Source organism: Mesorhizobium sp. NPDC059025 (genome assembly GCF_042739655.1).
Lineage (GTDB): Bacteria > Pseudomonadota > Alphaproteobacteria > Rhizobiales > Rhizobiaceae > Mesorhizobium.
The window spans coordinates 44784-62168 of sequence record NZ_JBHYIM010000019.1 but is presented as its reverse complement, the minus strand read 5'-3'; the positions used below and the strand labels follow the sequence as shown (position 1 = coordinate 62168).

The 17385-nt window shown below is 62.7% G+C and carries 15 protein-coding genes; 12 read left to right on the top strand and 3 right to left on the bottom strand.

The window, feature by feature from the left end; translation table 11 throughout:
* The first annotated feature begins 90 nt into the window (after positions 1–90).
* The 7 genes from ACFWYE_RS28930 (at position 91) to ACFWYE_RS28900 (ending at position 7673) form a co-directional block, all read left to right on the top strand.
* Positions 91–1065, top strand: a complete 975-nt coding sequence (locus ACFWYE_RS28930; protein WP_379062737.1) for a BMP family protein — start codon at positions 91–93, stop codon at positions 1063–1065.
* 77 nt (positions 1066–1142) lie between these two features.
* Positions 1143–2705, top strand: coding sequence for an ABC transporter ATP-binding protein (locus tag ACFWYE_RS28925; protein WP_379115497.1), 1563 nt, complete (start codon positions 1143–1145; stop codon positions 2703–2705).
* Positions 2702–3799: an ABC transporter permease gene (locus ACFWYE_RS28920; RefSeq protein WP_379062733.1), complete on the top strand. Its 1098-nt coding sequence runs from the start codon at positions 2702–2704 to the stop codon at positions 3797–3799. Before ACFWYE_RS28925 ends, ACFWYE_RS28920 begins: the two co-directional genes overlap by 4 nt.
* A 3-nt stretch (positions 3800–3802) precedes the next feature.
* Entirely contained in the window at positions 3803–4738 is a 936-nt protein-coding gene (locus tag ACFWYE_RS28915; protein WP_379115496.1) for an ABC transporter permease, read from the top strand.
* Between the two features lie 47 nt (positions 4739–4785).
* Positions 4786–5592, top strand: a complete 807-nt coding sequence (locus ACFWYE_RS28910; RefSeq protein WP_379062729.1) for a 4-pyridoxolactonase — start codon at positions 4786–4788, stop codon at positions 5590–5592.
* A 118-nt stretch (positions 5593–5710) separates the two neighbouring features.
* Complete coding sequence (ppaT, locus tag ACFWYE_RS28905) at positions 5711–6889, top strand: pyridoxamine--pyruvate transaminase (RefSeq protein ID WP_379062727.1); 1179 nt, start codon at positions 5711–5713, stop codon at positions 6887–6889.
* A 37-nt stretch (positions 6890–6926) separates the two neighbouring features.
* The gene (locus tag ACFWYE_RS28900; RefSeq protein ID WP_379062725.1) at positions 6927–7673 is read left to right on the top strand and encodes an SDR family NAD(P)-dependent oxidoreductase; all 747 of its coding nucleotides are present in this window, start codon (positions 6927–6929) and stop codon (positions 7671–7673) included.
* 198 nt (positions 7674–7871) lie between these two features.
* Here ACFWYE_RS28900 and ACFWYE_RS28895 read toward each other — a convergent pair whose 3' ends face one another.
* Genes ACFWYE_RS28895 through ACFWYE_RS28885 form a run of 3 tightly spaced genes read right to left on the bottom strand, consistent with a single transcriptional unit; the run spans position 7872 to position 11741 of the window.
* Positions 7872–8657 carry an IclR family transcriptional regulator gene (locus ACFWYE_RS28895; protein ID WP_379062723.1) on the bottom strand — a complete coding sequence of 262 codons (786 nt, stop codon included), beginning with the start codon at positions 8655–8657 and terminating at the stop codon, positions 7872–7874.
* 43 nt (positions 8658–8700) lie between these two features.
* Positions 8701–10098, bottom strand: a complete 1398-nt coding sequence (locus ACFWYE_RS28890) for an FAD-binding oxidoreductase (protein ID WP_379115495.1) — start codon at positions 10096–10098, stop codon at positions 8701–8703.
* Entirely contained in the window at positions 10095–11741 is a 1647-nt protein-coding gene (locus ACFWYE_RS28885; protein ID WP_379115494.1) for a 5-guanidino-2-oxopentanoate decarboxylase, read from the bottom strand. Before ACFWYE_RS28885 ends, ACFWYE_RS28890 begins: the two co-directional genes overlap by 4 nt.
* Positions 11742–11894: 153 nt before the next feature.
* Here ACFWYE_RS28885 and ACFWYE_RS28880 point away from each other — a divergent pair, with 153 nt between their 5' ends.
* The 5 genes from ACFWYE_RS28880 to speB all read left to right on the top strand — a co-directional run bounded on the left by ACFWYE_RS28880 (position 11895) and on the right by speB (position 17343).
* Positions 11895–12974, top strand: coding sequence for an ABC transporter substrate-binding protein (locus tag ACFWYE_RS28880; RefSeq protein WP_379062717.1), 1080 nt, complete (start codon positions 11895–11897; stop codon positions 12972–12974).
* Positions 12975–13058: 84 nt separating this feature from the next.
* Positions 13059–14162, top strand: coding sequence for an ABC transporter ATP-binding protein (locus ACFWYE_RS28875; protein WP_379115493.1), 1104 nt, complete (start codon positions 13059–13061; stop codon positions 14160–14162).
* Complete coding sequence (locus tag ACFWYE_RS28870) at positions 14159–15433, top strand: ABC transporter permease (RefSeq protein WP_379115492.1); 1275 nt, start codon at positions 14159–14161, stop codon at positions 15431–15433. Before ACFWYE_RS28875 ends, ACFWYE_RS28870 begins: the two co-directional genes overlap by 4 nt.
* Before the next feature lie 10 nt (positions 15434–15443).
* Entirely contained in the window at positions 15444–16352 is a 909-nt protein-coding gene (locus ACFWYE_RS28865) for an ABC transporter permease (RefSeq protein ID WP_379115491.1), read from the top strand.
* A 34-nt stretch (positions 16353–16386) separates the two neighbouring features.
* Positions 16387–17343, top strand: a complete 957-nt coding sequence (gene speB / locus ACFWYE_RS28860) for an agmatinase (RefSeq protein ID WP_379115490.1) — start codon at positions 16387–16389, stop codon at positions 17341–17343.
* Positions 17344–17385 lie beyond the last annotated feature (42 nt).

The window sequence follows — 17385 nt, the reverse complement described above, 5'->3', positions numbered from 1 at the left end:
AAGAATATCAACCGGAAGGCAACAAAAGAGGGTAACATGCTAAAGATTCTCAAAAGCAGCGTAAGTGCAGTTATACTTAGTGGTGTCTTATTGGGTGGCGCGGTTGCTGGCGAAGTCAAGTCGATCGCCATCCTGACGCCCGAAGAGGGTACCGACTACGGCTGGAATCAGCAGGGCATCGATGCCGCCAAGGCGGCCGGCAAGGCCGCCGGTGTCGAAGTGGTCGTGGCCCAGGGCCTCGGCTATGGCGACGTTCGTCCCACGCTTCGGGAACTCGCCTCGGACGGTGCCAGCCTGCTGATCGCCCATGCCAGCGGCTACAACACCTCGGCGCCGGAGATCGCCAAGGAAACCAAGGTTCCGGTGGCGATCGTCGATACGCCGAATGGACTGGAGAAGGGCCTCGTCGCCGACTACACGCTGAGCGGCCATGAGGGCGCCTATCTGGCTGGCCGTCTCGCCGCCAAGATGTCGCGCTCGAAGTCGGTCGGCATCGTCGTCTCCGGCGAACCGCCATCCTGGAACTCGCAATCGGCGGCTTTCGCACAGGGCGTGAAGGCGGAGAACCCGGACGTCAAGATCACCTATGCGGTGATCGGGCCCGCCGCCTATAGCGATGCGGCCGGCGGCAAGCGCGTCGCCGAAAGCGTGATCGCCTCGGGCGCCGACATCATCTTCGGCCAGGGCAACGGTTCCAGCTTCGGCATGCTGCAGGCGGTCGAGACGACCAAGGCCGCGGATGGCGGCAAGGTCTATTTCATCGACGTCATTGGCGACAAGTCGCCGATCGACAAGGGCTTCCTGCTGTCGTCGGTGGTTTGGAACATCGAGCCGGTCTATGCCGCCATGATCGCCGACCTCAAGGCCGACACCTTCGGCAGCAAGCACTACACGATCGGCCTGAAGGACGATTCCGTGAAACTCTTGAAGACCGCCGCGATCCCGGACAAGGTCTGGTCCGAGGTCCAGGCGGTGCGCGAGGACATCATCTCCGGCAAGATCAAGGTCGAGCCTGTCTATGATGCCGCCGCCGTCAGGGCGCTGATGACAAGCGTCGCCCAGTAAGGCGATCAAGGTCAGATGCCGAAGGGGCGATCAGTTCGTCCCTTCGGAGCAATCCCCGTTTTCAGGGCCGGGCTTTCATGAGCAATGCTTCCTCGTCATCCGTTGGCGACATCGTCACACTCGAAGGCGTTACCAAACGCTTTCCGGGCATCGTCGCCAATGACGGCATCGACCTGTCGATCCGACCGGGCGAAGTGCATGTGCTGCTCGGCGAGAACGGGGCGGGAAAATCCACGCTGATCGGCATGCTGTCCGGCCTGCAGCAGCCGGACGAAGGACGCATCCTGGTCGACGGCAGGCCGACACCGATCACATCGCCGCGCCAGGCGCTGGCGCTTGGTATCGGCACGGTGTTCCAGCACATGATGCTGGTGCCGACGCTGACCGTGGCGGAAAACCTGCTGCTCGGCGGCCCCTGGTGGCAACGCCCCAGAACGGAGGAACTCGCGGCGCGCGTCGCCGAAATCAGCAAGAGCCTCGGCATCGTCGTCAAGCTGCATGCCAGGGTGTCGGAGCTTTCGCTGGGCGAACAGCAGCAGGTCGAGATCGTGCGCGCCATGGTGCGCAACAGCCGGCTGCTGATCCTCGACGAATCCACCTCGATGCTGACGCCGCAAGGCATCGAAGAGCTTGGCGCGCTGATGCGTCGCCTCGTCGAACAGGGGCTGGCGATCGTCTTCATCACCCACAAGCTCAAGGAGGCGGCTGCTTTCGGCGACCGTATCTCGGTGCTGAAGCTCGGCCGCAAGGTCGGCGAAATCCCGCCGGAACGTTTTCGCGCGCTTGGCGAGCAGGAGATCATCTCCGAGATCGTCGAATTGATGTTCGGCAAGCAGAAGGATGATCCGGAAGCGGCGGAGCGTCCCGTTGCTTCGGTCCACGCGGAGGCTGCGCCGCTGCTTCAGGTCACCGACCTCACGGTGGCGGCGACCGACAACGCGCCTGGGCTGTCGTCGATCTCCTTCGATATCCGCCCAGGCGAGATCCTCGGCATTGCCGGCATCGATGGCAACGGCCAGAAACAGCTGGCGGAGGCGCTGTCAGGCCAGCGCGCGGCGACCGGCGGTTCGGTGCGACTGGGGGGCGTCGCCATCGAGACGCTGAGCGTCGGCGAGCGCAGCAGACGCGGCCTGCGCTACCTGACCGACGACCGGCTGGGCGAGGGCACGGTCGGCACCTTCCCGGTCTCGATCAACTTCTTCCTCAAGCAGGTCGGCGCCGCGCCGTTCTGGCGCAGCGGCATCGAGCAGCGCGCCGAGATCGACCGGCGCGCCGCCGAACTGGTGCGCGAATATGACGTACGCACGCCGAGCCTGAAGACGCCCGTCGCGCGGCTCTCGGGTGGCAACATCCAGAAGGTGCTTCTGGCCCGCGAATTGGCGGAGGGCGCCAGGGTGGTGATCTTCAACAAGCCCACCTACGGGCTCGATCTCGCCAACACGCTGGCGTCGCGCCAGCGCATCCGCGACGCCGCCCAAAGCGGCCTCGCCGTGCTGCTGATCTCCACCGACCTCGAGGAGCTGCTCAGCATCTGCAACCGCATTGCCGTCATGGCCAACGGAGCCCTGGTCGGCACCGTCGCCAATGCCGACGATGCCCGCACCAGGGTCGGCCGCCTGATGATCGGACTAGCCGCATGAGCATCGACACCGCCCCCACCGTCAGCGCTACCGCTCTCGATGCCACCAGCGGCGTCGCCGTGCGCCGCGACATCCTGCGCCGGCTGCTGATGACCGTAGGTCCGATCCTGGCCGCGCTCGTCATCGCCGGCTGCATCCTGCTTGCTGTCGGCGTCGATCCACTCGCCTATTATGGCTATGTGCTGGAAAAGGGGCTGTTCTCGCCGCTTGGCATCCAGCAGACGCTGACGCGCATGGCGCCGCTTCTCTTCCTCGCCGCCGGCCTGATCGTCGCCTTCCGTGCCGGCATGTGGAATCTCGGTGGCGACGGCCAGTTCCTGCTCGGCGCGGTCACGGCGGCGGCCAGTGCACCGTTCTTCGTCGGGATCATGCCGGCCTGGCTTGCCCTGTTCTGTGCGTTCCTCGTCGCCACGCTTGTCGCGATGGCCTGGTCGCTGGTGCCGGCACTGCTGCGCGCCTATCAGGGCGTCAACGAGATCATCACCACGCTGATGATGACGTTCCTCGGCACCTCGCTCGCCAATGTTCTGGTCAAGCTGTTGTTCCGCGACCCAGGCACCACCGTGCCGCAGACGCGAACCCTGCCGGTGGAGGACCGGTTGCCGCGCCTGTTCGACACCACCATCACCAGCGGCCTGCTGTTCGGCCTGGCCGCGATCATCATCGTGCACCTGGTGATGACGCGGACGGCCTTCGGACTGAAATTACGGATCGTCGGCGCCAATCCCCGGGCGGCGATCCATGCCGGGCTCGGCGTGCCCGGCCTGACCATCGCCGTCTTCGCCATTTCGTCCGGGCTGGCGGGCCTTGCCGGTGCCATCGACATCATCGGCGTGCAGGGCAACGTCCGTGCAGACTGGAACCCCGCCTATGGGCTGGCGGTCATCCCGGCGGTGTTCCTCGCCCGTATGAACGGCTTTGCCGCCATCGGTTTCGTGTTCCTGCTTTCGGTGCTGTCGATCGGCGGCGAGAGCGCGGCACGGCGGCTCGGCGTGCCCAATCATTTCACGCTGGTGCTGGTGTCGATCGTGCTGATCGTGCTCGCCCTCGCCGAGTATGTCGACCATCGCTATAACCAGTCGAGAAAGGCCTGACGCATGACCGGGCTGTTCAGCGAAGTCTTTCTCAGCGCGCTGCTGTTCGGCGCGGTCACCGCGGCCATCCCGCTTCTGCTTGCCGGGCTTGGCGAGCAGATGTCGGAAAAAGCCGGCGTGCTCAACATCGGCATCGAGGGCATGATGCTGGCCGGCGCCTATCTCGGCTTCGTCGGCGCCTTCTATTCCGGTTCGCTGTGGCTGGGTTTCTTCACAGGCGCTGCCGGCGGTGTCGCGGTGGCGCTGGTCATGGCGCTCTTGTGCGTGCGCATCGGCCTGAACCAGATCGTCATCGGCATCGCGCTGACGCTCGGGCTCGAAGGACTGACGGCGCTTCTGCACCACTTTCAGTTCTCACGCAGCTATCCCCGTTTGCCGGCCCCGAACCCGACCGTGATTCCGACGTTGGCGGACATTCCGGTGGTGGGGCCGGCCTTTTTCAAACATCACCTGATCGTCTACCTGGCTGTCGCCCTGGTGTTCGCCATGGGCTACCTCTACCGGCGCACGCAGCTCGGCCTCAACCTGCAGGCCGCCGGCGACAAGCCGGCCGCGCTCGACGTTGCCGGGATCGACGTCATCAGGACCCGTACCATCGCCGTGCTGTCCACCGGTGCGCTGGCCGGGCTCGGCGGTGCCTATCTCGCCAATGTCGGGGCGGGGCTGTTCATTCCCTTCATCACCAACGGTGCCGGTTTCCTCGGCATCGTGCTGGCCATGCTGGCTCGGGGCCGGCCGGTCTGGGTTCTGTTCGGTGCGCTGCTGTTCGGCGTCTGCCTGTCGCTGACCACGGCCATGCAGGTGGCGGGCATCAACATCCCCACCGACGTCATCCAGATGCTGCCGTTCCTGGCGGTGATGATCATGCTGGTGCTGTTCGGGCGGCGGGCCAGCCTGCCGGCTGCACTCGGAATTCCCTACGAGCGCGGCGCGCGCTGACCACAACCGATGCGCGGACGGGAGCCGCGCCAAAACAGGAGGCAAGAATGTCGGATACCAAGGTCTACCTGCTCGACGGCGGCTCGCTCGTCCTCGATGGCTATCATGTGTTCTGGAACCGCGGCCCGGGCGGTGAAGTCCGCTTTCCGGTCTATTCGATCCTGATCGAGCATGCAGAGGGCCGCTTCCTCATCGACACCGGCTTCGACTACGACCACGTCATGAAGGTGCTGCCGTTCGAAAAGCCGATCCAGGAGAAGCACCAGACCATTCCGGGTGCGCTGGCGTTGCTTGGGCTGGAACCGAAGGACATCGACGTCGTCGTCAACTCGCATTTTCATTTCGACCACTGCGGCGGCAACAAATATTTCCCGCACGCCAAGAAGATCTGCCATCGCACGGAAGTGCCGCAGGCCTGCAATCCGCAGCCCTTCGAACATCTCGGCTATTCCGACCTGAGCTTCTCGGCGGAGGCGGCGGAAGCGCGCGGCGCGACGGCGCAACTGCTGGCAGGCACCACACGCGCCAATTCGACCTTCGAGGGGATCGATGGCGACATCGAACTTGCCAAAGGTGTGAAGCTGATTTCGACGCCAGGCCATTCGATCGGCCACTACAGCCTTCTGGTGGAGTTCCCCAGGCGCCAGCCGATCCTGTTCACGATCGATGCCGCCTACACCCAGAAGAGCCTGGAGACGCTGTGCCAGGCTGCCTTCCACATCGATCCGGTCGCCGGCGTCAATTCGATGCGCAAGGTGCAGAAGCTGGCTGCGGACCATGGTGCGGAGCTGATGTATTCGCACGACATGGACAACTTCAAAACCTACCGGACCGGCACGCAGTTCTACGGCTGAGCGCCACCGGAGCGTTTCCGTTTTTCGGGGAAACGCTCTGACGTTTTGTTCTTACTCAATTCCGAACGCAAAGCCGCGACGCGCCTTTGCCGGAATTGCTCCAATCGGGAGACGGAAAATGCGCTACCTCGAACACGCCGATCCGGTGATCACGCTGACCGCGGGGCCGGTGGACGCTTATGCAAAAGTGCTGCGCGGCCTTGGCCGCACGGTGCTCTACGACTACGATCCGGCGTTCCAGATCTTCTACGAGAAGGTGATCGACAAGGCGCAGAAGGCGATGCGGCTGTCGAACAGGCCGCTGATCCTGCATGGCGAACCGGTGCTGGGCCTCGAAGCGGCGGCGGCATCGCTGATCACGCCCGACGATGTCGTGCTGAACCTCGCCTCCGGCGTCTACGGCAAGGGCTTCGGCTACTGGGCGAAGCGCTACTCGCCAAACCTGCTCGAGATTGAAGTGCCCTACAATGAGGCGATCGACCCGCAGGCGGTTGCCGAGATGCTGAAGAAGCATCCGGAAATCAGCATCGTGTCGGTCTGCCACCACGACACGCCGTCGGGCACCATCAATCCGATCGATGCCATCGGCGCGCTGGTGTCGGCCCACGGCGCCTATCTGATCGTCGATGCCGTTTCGTCCTTCGGCGGCATGAAGACGCATCCGGAAGACTGCAAGGCCGACATCTACGTCACCGGCCCGAACAAATGCCTGGGTGCGCCTCCCGGCCTGACGCTGATGGGCGTCAGCGAACGCGGCTGGGCCAGGATGAAGGCCAACAAGGCGGCGCCGCGGGCTTCGATGCTGAGCATCGTCGACTGGGAAAATGCGTGGTCCCGCGAGCAGCCTTTCCCGTTCACGCCATCCGTCGCTGAGGTCAACGGGCTCGACGCCGCGCTCGACCTTTATCTCGAGGAGGGGCCGGAAGCTGTGTGGGCGCGTCACGCGCTGACGGCAAAGGCCATGCGCGCCGGCGTCGCCGCGATGGGCCTGTCGATCTGGGCGGCCAGCGAGGCGATAGCGTCGCCGACCACCACCGCCGTGCGCACGCCTGAAGGCATCGATGAGAAGGCGCTGCGCCAAGCCGCGCGTGCCCGCTACGGCGTGGTGTTCTCGTCGGGCCGCGGCGAAACGCTGGGCAGGTTGACGCGCATCGGCCACATGGGTCCGACGGCGCAGCCGATCTATGCGATCGCTGCGCTGACCGCGCTCGGCGGCGCCATGAACGCTGCCGGCCAGAAGCTTGCAATCGGCAAGGGCATCGACGCTGCGCTGGCCGTCATCGACGCCGACGCCTGAACACACATCACAAGATTGAGCTTAAGGGAGAGATTTCATGACTGAACGGCTAGCGGGAAAGACGGCCCTGGTGACGGGCGCCGCGCAAGGCATCGGCAAGGCGATCGCGGCGCGGCTGGCCGCCGATGGTGCGACCGTCATCATCAGTGACATCAACGCCGAGGGTGCCAAGGCCGCTGCCGCGTCGATCGGTGGAAAAGCGAAGGCGATTGCTGCAGACATCTCCGACCCTGCATCGGTGAAGGCGCTGTTTGCCGAGATCCAGGCGCTGTCCGGCGGCCTCGACATCCTCGTCAACAACGCCAGCATCGTGCCTTTCATCGCCTGGGACGATGTCGACATCGACCATTGGCGCAGGATCATCGACGTCAACCTGACCGGCACTTTCATAGTCACCCGCGCGGCAACCGACCAGATGCGGGCGGCAGACAAGGCGGGGCGGGTAATCAGCATCGCCTCCAACACTTTCTTCGCCGGCACGCCTAATATGGCAGCCTATGTCGCGGCCAAGGGTGGCGTCATCGGTTTCACCCGGGCGCTGGCGACGGAACTCGGCAAATACAACATCACGGCCAATGCGGTGACGCCCGGCCTGATCGAGAGCGACGGCGTCAAGGCGAGCCCGCACAACGAGGCATTCGGTTTCGTCGAGATGCTGCAGGCGATGAAAGGCAAGGGCCAGCCCGAGCACATCGCTGACGTCGTGTCTTTCCTCGCCTCCGACGACGCGCGCTGGATCACCGGCCAGACCCTCAACGTCGATGCCGGCATGGTGCGGCACTAGAGCATTTTGTAGCCAAGTGGAATCACTTGGCGTTACAAAAATGCGACGAAAACAAAACCTAGAGCGTTTCCGCGGTTCCGTGAAAAACGGAAACGCTCTAGGTCCAGCCTGAGCTAGCGAACGGATTTCAGGAATGCGCCGAGACGGGGGCTGCGCGGCTGGCGCGGCACTTCGGCCGGCGCGATTCCACGGATCCCCCTATCGATGGCTCGAAAGCAGATGGGACAGTTTGGCGGCCGTCGATTTCACGAAGGTCGCCATGTCAGTCTCTTCGAAGCGGTCGTGCATCCTGCCACTCATGCCGACGATGCCAACGGTGAGGAAAACGTTTCCGTGTTCGAAGGTGACGGGTGCCGCGAGCGCGAACACTCCCGGATCGAACTCCATGTCGTTGACTGCATATCCTCGCTGACGCACGGCACTCAACTGTTGGCGAATTTCGGCGCGGTCGACGGTGGTTCCGGCCTGAAATCGGGGGATGTCTTCGCTGAGCGCATTTTCGACGAAATCCTCGTTCTGGAACGCCAGCATCGCCTTGCCGCTCGCGGTGGCATGGTATGGAAATTCATAGCCCGGATGGATCAATGAGGTCGACGCTTCCTGTGGGAAGGCGAAGGCTTCCAGCTTGATCTTGCCTCCCACCAGACGGCAAATGAAGGCAACTTCCTGGACCTTGTTTGCCAGCTCCAGCAGCAGCGGCGAGGCGACCTTTTCAATCGGAGCGTCACCGAAGCTCAGGTTCAGCAGCCGCCACAGCCGGGGCCCGACGAGGTAGACCTTGCGGTTTGGCGCTGTTTCCAGATAACCGACATCGAGAAGCGTGTTGGTTATGCGGTGCGCCGACGACACCGGTATCTGCGCCGCGCTCGCAATATCCTGGAGTGTCAATCCCGACGACGAAAACGCGACAGCGTCCAGGACCGTCGCGATGCGCCTCAGGGGGCTGGACCCTTTCTCAGAGACCTTGTCATTCGTTTTCGACATTCGGTTGGTTCCGTGTTCGCTCATGCGAATTCGTCAGCTTGCGTTACAGATCGGGAAGAAAGATCTTCCTGGGGTTCATCATGTTTCGTGGGTCGAGCGCATGCTTGATAGATCGCATAACGGCAAGACCCGCACCGTGTTCTGCCTCCAGATATTGCCGTTTTCCGAGGCCGATGCCGTGTTCTCCACTGACGGTTCCCCCGAAGCCGAGCGCGCGTTCGACGAGCCTGGCATGAAGGCGCTCTGCTTCTCCGATCTCCGATTCCGACTCGGGATCGATCAAAATAGCAAGATGGAAGTTTCCGTCGCCGACATGGCCGACCATCGGGGCGCATAGCCTCGTCGATTTCAGATCGACCTGTGTCTCGGCGATGCATTCGGCCAGACTGGACAGGGGAACGCAGACATCCGTCACCATCGCCCTGGCGCCCGGTCTTAGCAGCGGCTCTGCATGGGCCGCATTGTGCCGGGCCCTCCAGATCTCCGCACGCTGTTCGGACGTCGCAGCCAGATGCACGGATTTCGCGCCATATTGTCCCAAAAGTTCCTGGATCGCGGGGCCGGTTTCGTCCAGGGGAGCGACGCTCGAATGAAATTCGAGGAAAATCGTCGGCAGCCGCTCGTAGTCGAGCTTTTCGTATCTGCACACCGCTTCGAGTGCGAGTTCGTCCATGAATTCCGCTCTGGCGACGGGATATCCGAGCTGCATCAGGAGAACGACGAACTCGACGGCCGGGCGCATGTCTTCAAACACGGCGCGCAATGCCAGAACGTGTTCCGGGATCGGATGGAGGCGCAGCGTCAGTTTTGTTATGACGCCCAAGGTGCCTTCCGACCCGACGAAGAGTTTCGTGAGGTCGTAGCCGGACGAGGACTTCCTGGCACGACCTCCGGTCTGGACCACGGTTCCATCAGCGAGCACGACTTCCAGCCCGACGACATTGTCCCGCATCGAGCCATATTTGACCGTCATCGTCCCCGATGCCCTGGTGGCTGCCATCCCGCCGAGCGTCGCGTCGGCTCCCGGGTCGACGGGAAAGTTGAGACCCGTGTCGCGCAGAAAGGAGTTCAGTGCCGAGCGGGTGCATCCTGCCTCGACGGTGCAATCCATGTCGGAAGCGTTCACCGCCAGAATCGCGTCCATGCCGGCTAGGTCGATCGAGAGTCCGCCGCACACCGCGTTGACGCTGCCTTCCATGGCGCTGCCGGTTCCGTAGGGAACCACAGGAACACCGTATCCTGCACAGATCCGGACCGCGTCAACGACATCCCCGGTCGTCGTGGCAAACAGCACGCCGTCCGGTTTGGCGGCAGGATGCCAGCTCTCGTCGTGGCCGTGATGTTCCCTGACGGCGAGCGCTACGGAGAACTTCGACGCAAATCGCGTTTCGAGTTCCCTGGCGGCAGCATCGAAATCGATCCGGCAGTGCTCCAGGTTCATCGCAGGTATCCTGCATCCTGCTTGACGATGATGATGGTTGGCCGATCGGCACGGAGTGCACGACGTATTTCGTTTCCGATTTCGTCGAGGGAATGCGGCACAGCCACGAGGCAGCCGAACGCCTCGCCAAGTGCTTTGAAGTCAGGATTGAGCGGCCGCACGCTTACTTCCGGAATGTTGCGGGCACGCATGAAATCGGCGATCTCGCCAAGGCCGTCATTGTCCCACAGAAGGATCGGGAGCGGCAGCTTCTGCTCGACTGCCGTCGCGAGTTCCTGAACCGTGAAAAGAAGGCCGCCGTCACCGACGATGGCTGCGCAGGCCCGGTCGGGCGAACCGACGGAGCCGCCGATCGCCGCCGGCAAGGCATAGCCAAGGGTTCCATAGCCAACCGGGAAATGCCAGGTGCCGGGAATGTCGACGGGAAAGTACACGCACCCGGTATAGGCAATCTGCGTCATGTCGGCATAGACGAGCGCATCCGCCGGAAGCGCCTCTCGAACCGCCTCCAGGACAGCAATATGCTGGCGTTCCAGCGGCGATACGTCTTGCTTCACCTGATTTTTCAGTGCCGCGAAGTCCACTTTCCAGGCGATCAGCCCGGCAGGCTGTCGGCCCAGTTCTTCGACCAATGCTGCGGCCGCCAGCCCGGCATCCGAGACGATCGCGGCATCCGGCACATAGTCCCTGACGGTTGCAGCAGGGTCGATGTCGATCCTGATGAATTTTCCTGCGATGGCCAACCGGGTTGGGTCGGCGATCATCGGCCCGTCGGCGGCGGCCTCGCTGTCGGCTGTCACATAAAGATCCGGTTCCGAGATTTCGGTTCCGATTGCAATCACCAGATCGGCTTCGATCTCGACGAGTCTGCGAATCTTGGCCCGCTGCAGGGTGGATCCCAGCGACAGCGGATGGGATTCCGGGACCACGCCCTTGCCGGCCACCGTTGTGATGATCGGGGCCTGCGTGGCTTCGACGAGGCGAGTCAGTTCGGCTCCGGCGTTTCGGCAGCCGCCGCCGGCCAGGATAACAGGACGTTTTGCCGCCCGGATCAGATCTGCCGCGGCTCTGATGTCGATCGGGTTGGGGCCGGGCCGGCGAGGAAGAAATTTCCGGGTGGGACGCGGGACAACTTCCTCGTCCAGAACATCCAGCGGTATCGAGATATGGACCGGACGTGGCCGCTCCGTTTGAAAGGAAGCCATGGCTCTGGCCAGATGTTCGCCGATCTGCTGGCCAGTCAGCGCCGTGGCACTGAAGCCGGTGATCGGCGCGGTCACCGCCTGCTGGCTTGTGATCTCGTGAAGCATGCCCCGCCCGAGGCCCATATCGGCCCGCGCGATCGCACTTGTCACTGCGAGAACAGGAATGGAATCGGAATAGGCCTGTCCGATCGGCGTCGCCGCGTTGGTGACGCCCGGGCCGCTGATGATCAGGCACACTCCCGGTTTCCCGGTTGCACGCGCATAACCGTCGGCCATGAATCCGGCGCCCTGTTCATGCCGTGCCCCGATATGGCGGATGGTGCTTTTCGCCAGAGGGTCGAAAAAGGACAGGGTGTGGACGCCCGGCATGCCGAACACCGTATCGACGCCGTACCCTTCGAGCTGAGCCACGAGCTCACTGCCACCCGTATTCTTCATGAATCTCCCATTCCGTTTTTCGGAAACAAATTCTGTTATGCTGAATATGCCGTTGACAAGGTCCGGGCAAGCCCCTAATCATTCCAAAAAACAGAAATAACTTCCGAAAAACGGAATTTGTTGGAACAGAACAAAAAAATGGGAGCCCGGAGCATGAGAAGATTTTTGACGTCCGTAGCAGCCGTGGCGATTGCCGCCGGCAGCTTTGCCACACCGGTCTTCGCCGCGGATGCGATCACCGTCGTTTCCTGGGGCGGTGCCTACACGGAAGCCCAGAAGAAGGCTTTCTACGAGCCCTTTACGAAGGCGACCGGCATTGCGGTCAACTCCGTCGATTACAACGGCGGCCTTGGCCAGATCAAAGCTCAGGTCGAAGCGAAGAACGTAACCTGGGATGTCGTCGTCGGCGAAAAGGCTCTTGCCGAAACGGGCTGTTTTGACAGCATCCTCGAAAAGCAGGACGCCTCGACGCTTCCCGCCGCCAAGGACGGCACGCCCGCCGCGAAGGACTTTATTGAAGGCACCATCAGCGATTGTGGTGTCGGGTCGGTGATCTGGTCGACGGCCCTGGCCTACAACACGTCGAAACTGGCGGATGGTCCGAAAACCATCGCCGACTTCTTCAATCTCGAGAAATTCCCCGGCAAACGCGGCCTTCGCAAGTCCGCGGACGTGAACCTCGAATGGGCCTTGCTGGCCGATGGCGTCCCGGCCGCCGACGTCTACAAGGTGCTGCAGACCAAGGAGGGTGTCGATCGCGCCTTCGCCAAGCTCGACACTATCAAATCCTCCGTGGTCTGGTGGGAAGCCGGTTCGCAGCCGCCGCAGTTGCTGGCGGACGGCGAGGTCGTGATGACTTCGGCCTACAGCAGCCGCATCTTCAATGCCATCAATGACGAGAAGCAGCCGTTTACGATCGTGTGGGACGGCCAGGTCTGGGACCGCGACGTCTGGATGATCCCGAAGGGGACGCCGAACCTCGATGCCGCGAAGAAGTTCGTCGACTTCGTCAGCGAGACCACGCAGCAGGCGGCCATCACGAATTCCAGCTCGTATGGACCGGTGCGTCACTCCGCTATTGCGTTGATCGGCAAGAACGACAAGACCGGTGTCGAGATGAAGGACTTCGTTCCGACCGCCCATCTCGAAAACGCGATCGAGTCCGACAGCGCGTTCTGGTCGACCTATCGCGACGAACTCTTTGCCCGGTTCAACTCATGGCTGGCTAAGTAGCGGTTCCGCTCACCTGTATCGAACTCTTCCTGCCGGCGGCTCCGTTTGCCGGCAGACCCTGGACTGTTGCGTGGAGACAGGACGTTGGCGTCAGTCAAATTTGCGAACGTTGGCAAGACCTACGACGGCAAGACGTCGGTGGTCGACAAGCTGGACCTCGAAGTGCGGGAAGGGGAGTTCCTGAGCATGCTCGGGCCCTCCGGCTCCGGCAAGACAACCTGCCTCATGATGCTGGCAGGTTTCGAAACCGCCACGACAGGCGAGATATTTCTGGACGATCGCCCGATCAACAGGGTGGCTCCCCAGCGACGCAACATCGGCATGGTGTTCCAGAACTACGCGCTCTTCCCGCATATGACTGTCGCCGAAAACCTGGCATTCCCGCTGCAGGTTCGAAATATCTCAAAAACCGAGATCACCGCGAAGGTGAAGCGGGCGCTGGACATGGTGGAATTGCCTCTTCTGGGCAGTCGCCGACCCGCGCAGCTCTCGGGCGGCCAGCAGCAACGCGTTGCGGTCGCACGGGCACTCGTTTTCGACCCCAGGCTCGTGCTGATGGACGAGCCGCTTGGCGCGCTCGACAAGCAGCTGCGCGAGCAGATGCAATATGAGATAAAGCGCATTCACGAACGGCTTGGCGTCACGATCGTCTATGTCACGCACGATCAGGCGGAAGCCCTGACCATGTCGGACACGATCGCGGTTTTCAACCACGGCAAGATCCAGCAACTGGCCAAGCCCGACGAAGTCTACGAGACGCCCAGCAACAGCTTCGTCGCCCAGTTCATCGGCGAGAACAATGTTCTCCCCGGAACCGTGGTGGAGCGTGACGAAAACCTGTGCAAGGTCAGGCTCGGAAATGGCGATGCCCTCAGTGCACTGGCCGTGACGAACGCGCCGGTCGGTGGATCGACTTTGCTCTCCCTTCGGCCCGAGCGCATCATCGTTGAGCCGTCCATGGACGATCGCCAGCATGCCGTGGTCACCGGGCAGGTGATCGATCAGATTTATGTCGGCGACCATTCCCGAATCCAGGTGCGCGTTTTTGGCAACCATGAGTTCGTGGTGAAGGTGCAGAACGCCTCGCTGCGGCGCACCTTCAGCAAGGGCGAGGCAATCACCCTGGGATGGCACGTCAACGACTGCCGCGCACTCGATTCCAGCCCTCCCCGGGGAGGCATGCAATGAGGGGCGGTGCCGCAACCACCTGGCTGCAATCTGCCGGCCCGGCGATCCCCCGCCCGATCTCCATGGAGAGGCTGCATCGCCGGTCCAGGCGGCAAGCCCAGCTGAGAGCGCTGGCTCTCGTCGCGCCGCTTTGTGTCTTTCTGCTGGTGATGTTCGCATGGCCGCTGGCAACGATGCTGAAAAGGGCGGTCAGCAACGACGAGTTCGGCGCGGTCCTGTACCGCACATCGGCCTCTCTTCTTCAATGGGACGGCAAGGGCACGCCACCCGAAAACGTCTACGCGGATCTGGTTGCCGATCTCAGGCAGGCGAATGACGAGCAGAAGCTCGGACAGGTTTCGTCATCGCTCAATTTCGACTGGCCTGGCGCTCGACCGCTGGTCATGAAAACGGTTCGGCTGCTGTCGTCCGCGTCCGAAGACAATTGGAAGGAGAAACTGATCTCCGCGGCACCGGACTGGGGAAATCCCGATCTCTGGGCGCTGATCAAGCGCCTGGGCCAACCCTACACGTCCAGGCATTTCCTGGCGGCCCTGGATCTGCAACAGGCTGCCGACGGCTCCGTCCAGGGCGTGGATGTCGACAAGGCGATATACCGGACACTGTTCCTGCGCACACTCTGGGTCAGCGCCGCGGTGGCCGGCCTCTGCCTCGTCCTGGGCTATCCGGTGGCCGCTTTGCTGGCCAGGCTGCCGCTCAGGACATCCAACCTGCTGATGATGCTGGTCCTGCTTCCCTTCTGGACGTCCCTGCTCGTTCGCACGACATCCTGGATCGTGCTGCTCCAGGGGCACGGAGTGATCAACGACATTCTCGTCTCGATCGGTCTGGTGAGCGACGCGAACCGGCTGCCTCTCATCTTCAACGTCACCGGCACGCTGATCGCCATGACGCATGTGCTGCTGCCGTTCATGATCCTTCCACTCTACAGCGTGATGAAGTCGATACCGCCCTCCTATGTCCGTGCCGCGCTTTCGCTCGGCGCATCGCCGGTCACCGCGTTCCGGCGGGTCTACCTTCCGCAGACCATCCCCGGGGTGCTTGCAGGCTGCCTCCTCGTCTTCGTTCTCGCCGTTGGCTACTACATCACGCCGGCCCTGGTCGGCGGGCAGAGCGGCCAGCTCATTTCCAATGTCATCGCCTACCACATGCAGCAATCGCTCAACTGGGGGCTTGCCGCCGCCCTCGGGTCGATCCTGCTGGTAGGGGTTCTCCTCGTCTACTGGCTTTTCAACCGCCTGACCGGCGGCAACGGCCTGCGGATGGGTTAGGAGCTCGACCATGGCATTGCCCGCGCACACCACGATCGTCGGCCGGATTGCCCACTACAGCTATCTGACGTTTTGCGGACTGGTCCTGCTTTTTCTGATCGCGCCCGTTCTGGTGATCATTCCGCTGTCGTTCAACGCCGCGCCCTACTTCACCTTCTCGAGCGAGATGCTCCAGCTCAAGCCGTCCGCGTTCTCGTTGCGGTGGTACTGGGACATCGTTCAGAACGGAATGAACGACCCTGGCGCGCCATTTGGCTGGAGCTACCTGGTCGACAGCTGGAACAACGCGCAGTGGATTCACTCGCTGAAGAACAGCTTCGTCATAGCCGTCGCGGCAACCCTGCTCTCGATGCTGCTGGGCACCCTGGCGGCCCTGGGGTTGACGAGCCCCAACATGCCCGCGCGGGGCCTTGTGATGAGCGCGCTCATCTCGCCGATGATCGTTCCGCTCGTGATCACCTCGGCCGGCATGTACTTCGTCTTCTCGACGCTCGGTCTGACAGGCACTTTCGCTGGGCTGATCATTGCCCACACGGTGCTCGGAACCCCGTTTGTCCTGATCACGGTCGCCGCGACGCTGGAAGGCTTCGATCGCAATCTGATCAGGGCCGGCCTCAGCCTCGGAGCGTCGCCGGTCCGGGTGTTCCTCAAGATCGTTGTGCCGTTGATCCTCCCCGGCGTGGTCTCCGGTGGCGTCTTCGCGTTCGCGACCTCCTTCGATGAGGTGGTGACGGTGATCTTCCTCGCCGATTACGACCAGCGCACCGTGCCGAGGCAGATGTGGGCGGGTATCCGCGAACAGATCAGCCCGACGATCCTGGCGATGGCGACAATCCTCGTCTTCCTGTCCATCGGCCTGCTGACGGCAGTCGAATTGCTCAGACGACGCTCGGACAGGATGCGCGGCGTGGCCGCCTGAACCGCAACAACTTCAAGAAAGCATAGGAAAACCCATGATTGACAGAAACGACTTCCAGCCGGTCGACGCCGCTGTGACCCCGCGCTTTTCGGATGTCGCAACCTTTCTGCGCACGCGTCGTCACGAGATCGAGCGCGGCATCGACATCGGCTTGTGCGGCGTGCCCTTCGACCTCGGCCTGAACTACCGATCCGGTCCGCGACAAGGCCCGGCCGGGGTGCGCGAGGCATCGCGCATCATCCGCAGGATCCACCCCGTCAGCGGTGTTCGGCCCTACGATCTCTGCACCGTTGCGGACATCGGAGATGCCCCGATCAATCCGCTCAACAAGGACCAGTCGATCGACCAGATCCAGGCCTTTTTCCAGGCGGTGAAGGATGCCGGCATTCGCCCGATCGCGATCGGCGGCGACCACACCATTCCGACGCCGATCCTGCGTGCGCTGGCTTCCGACCGGCCGGTGGGGATCCTGCATATCGACGCTCATGCCGACGTGATGGACACCATGTGCGGCACCAAGGTCAATCACGCCACCTTCATGCGCCGTGCCTATGAGGAAAACCTCATCGATCCCAGGCGGGTCGTTCAGCTTGGCCTGCGCGGGAGCCGCTTCGGCGACGACGACGTCCAGTTCGGTTACGACAAGGGCTACAACATCATCACCCTCGACGACTATGAGGAGATGGGGCGAGCTGCCGCCATCGAGAAGATCGGTGCCGTCATCGGCGATGGTCCGTTCTACATCTCCCTCGACATCGACAGCATCGATCCTGCCTACGCTCCGGGTACTGCGGTACCGGAAATCGGCGGCCTGCTGCCACGCGATCTCCAGGTGATCATCCGGTCGCTTCAGGGCAGGGACCTTGTCGGTGCCGACATCAGCGAAGTCGCGCCGGTCTACGATCCGACAGGCATCACCTGTGTCACCGCGGCCAACATGATGTTCGAGATCCTGTGCGTCATGGCGAAAGCCGTCGAGAAGGCTCGTTAAGCGGGCTGGTCCTGGCGGAGCAAAATCTTCGCGGAGATCAAG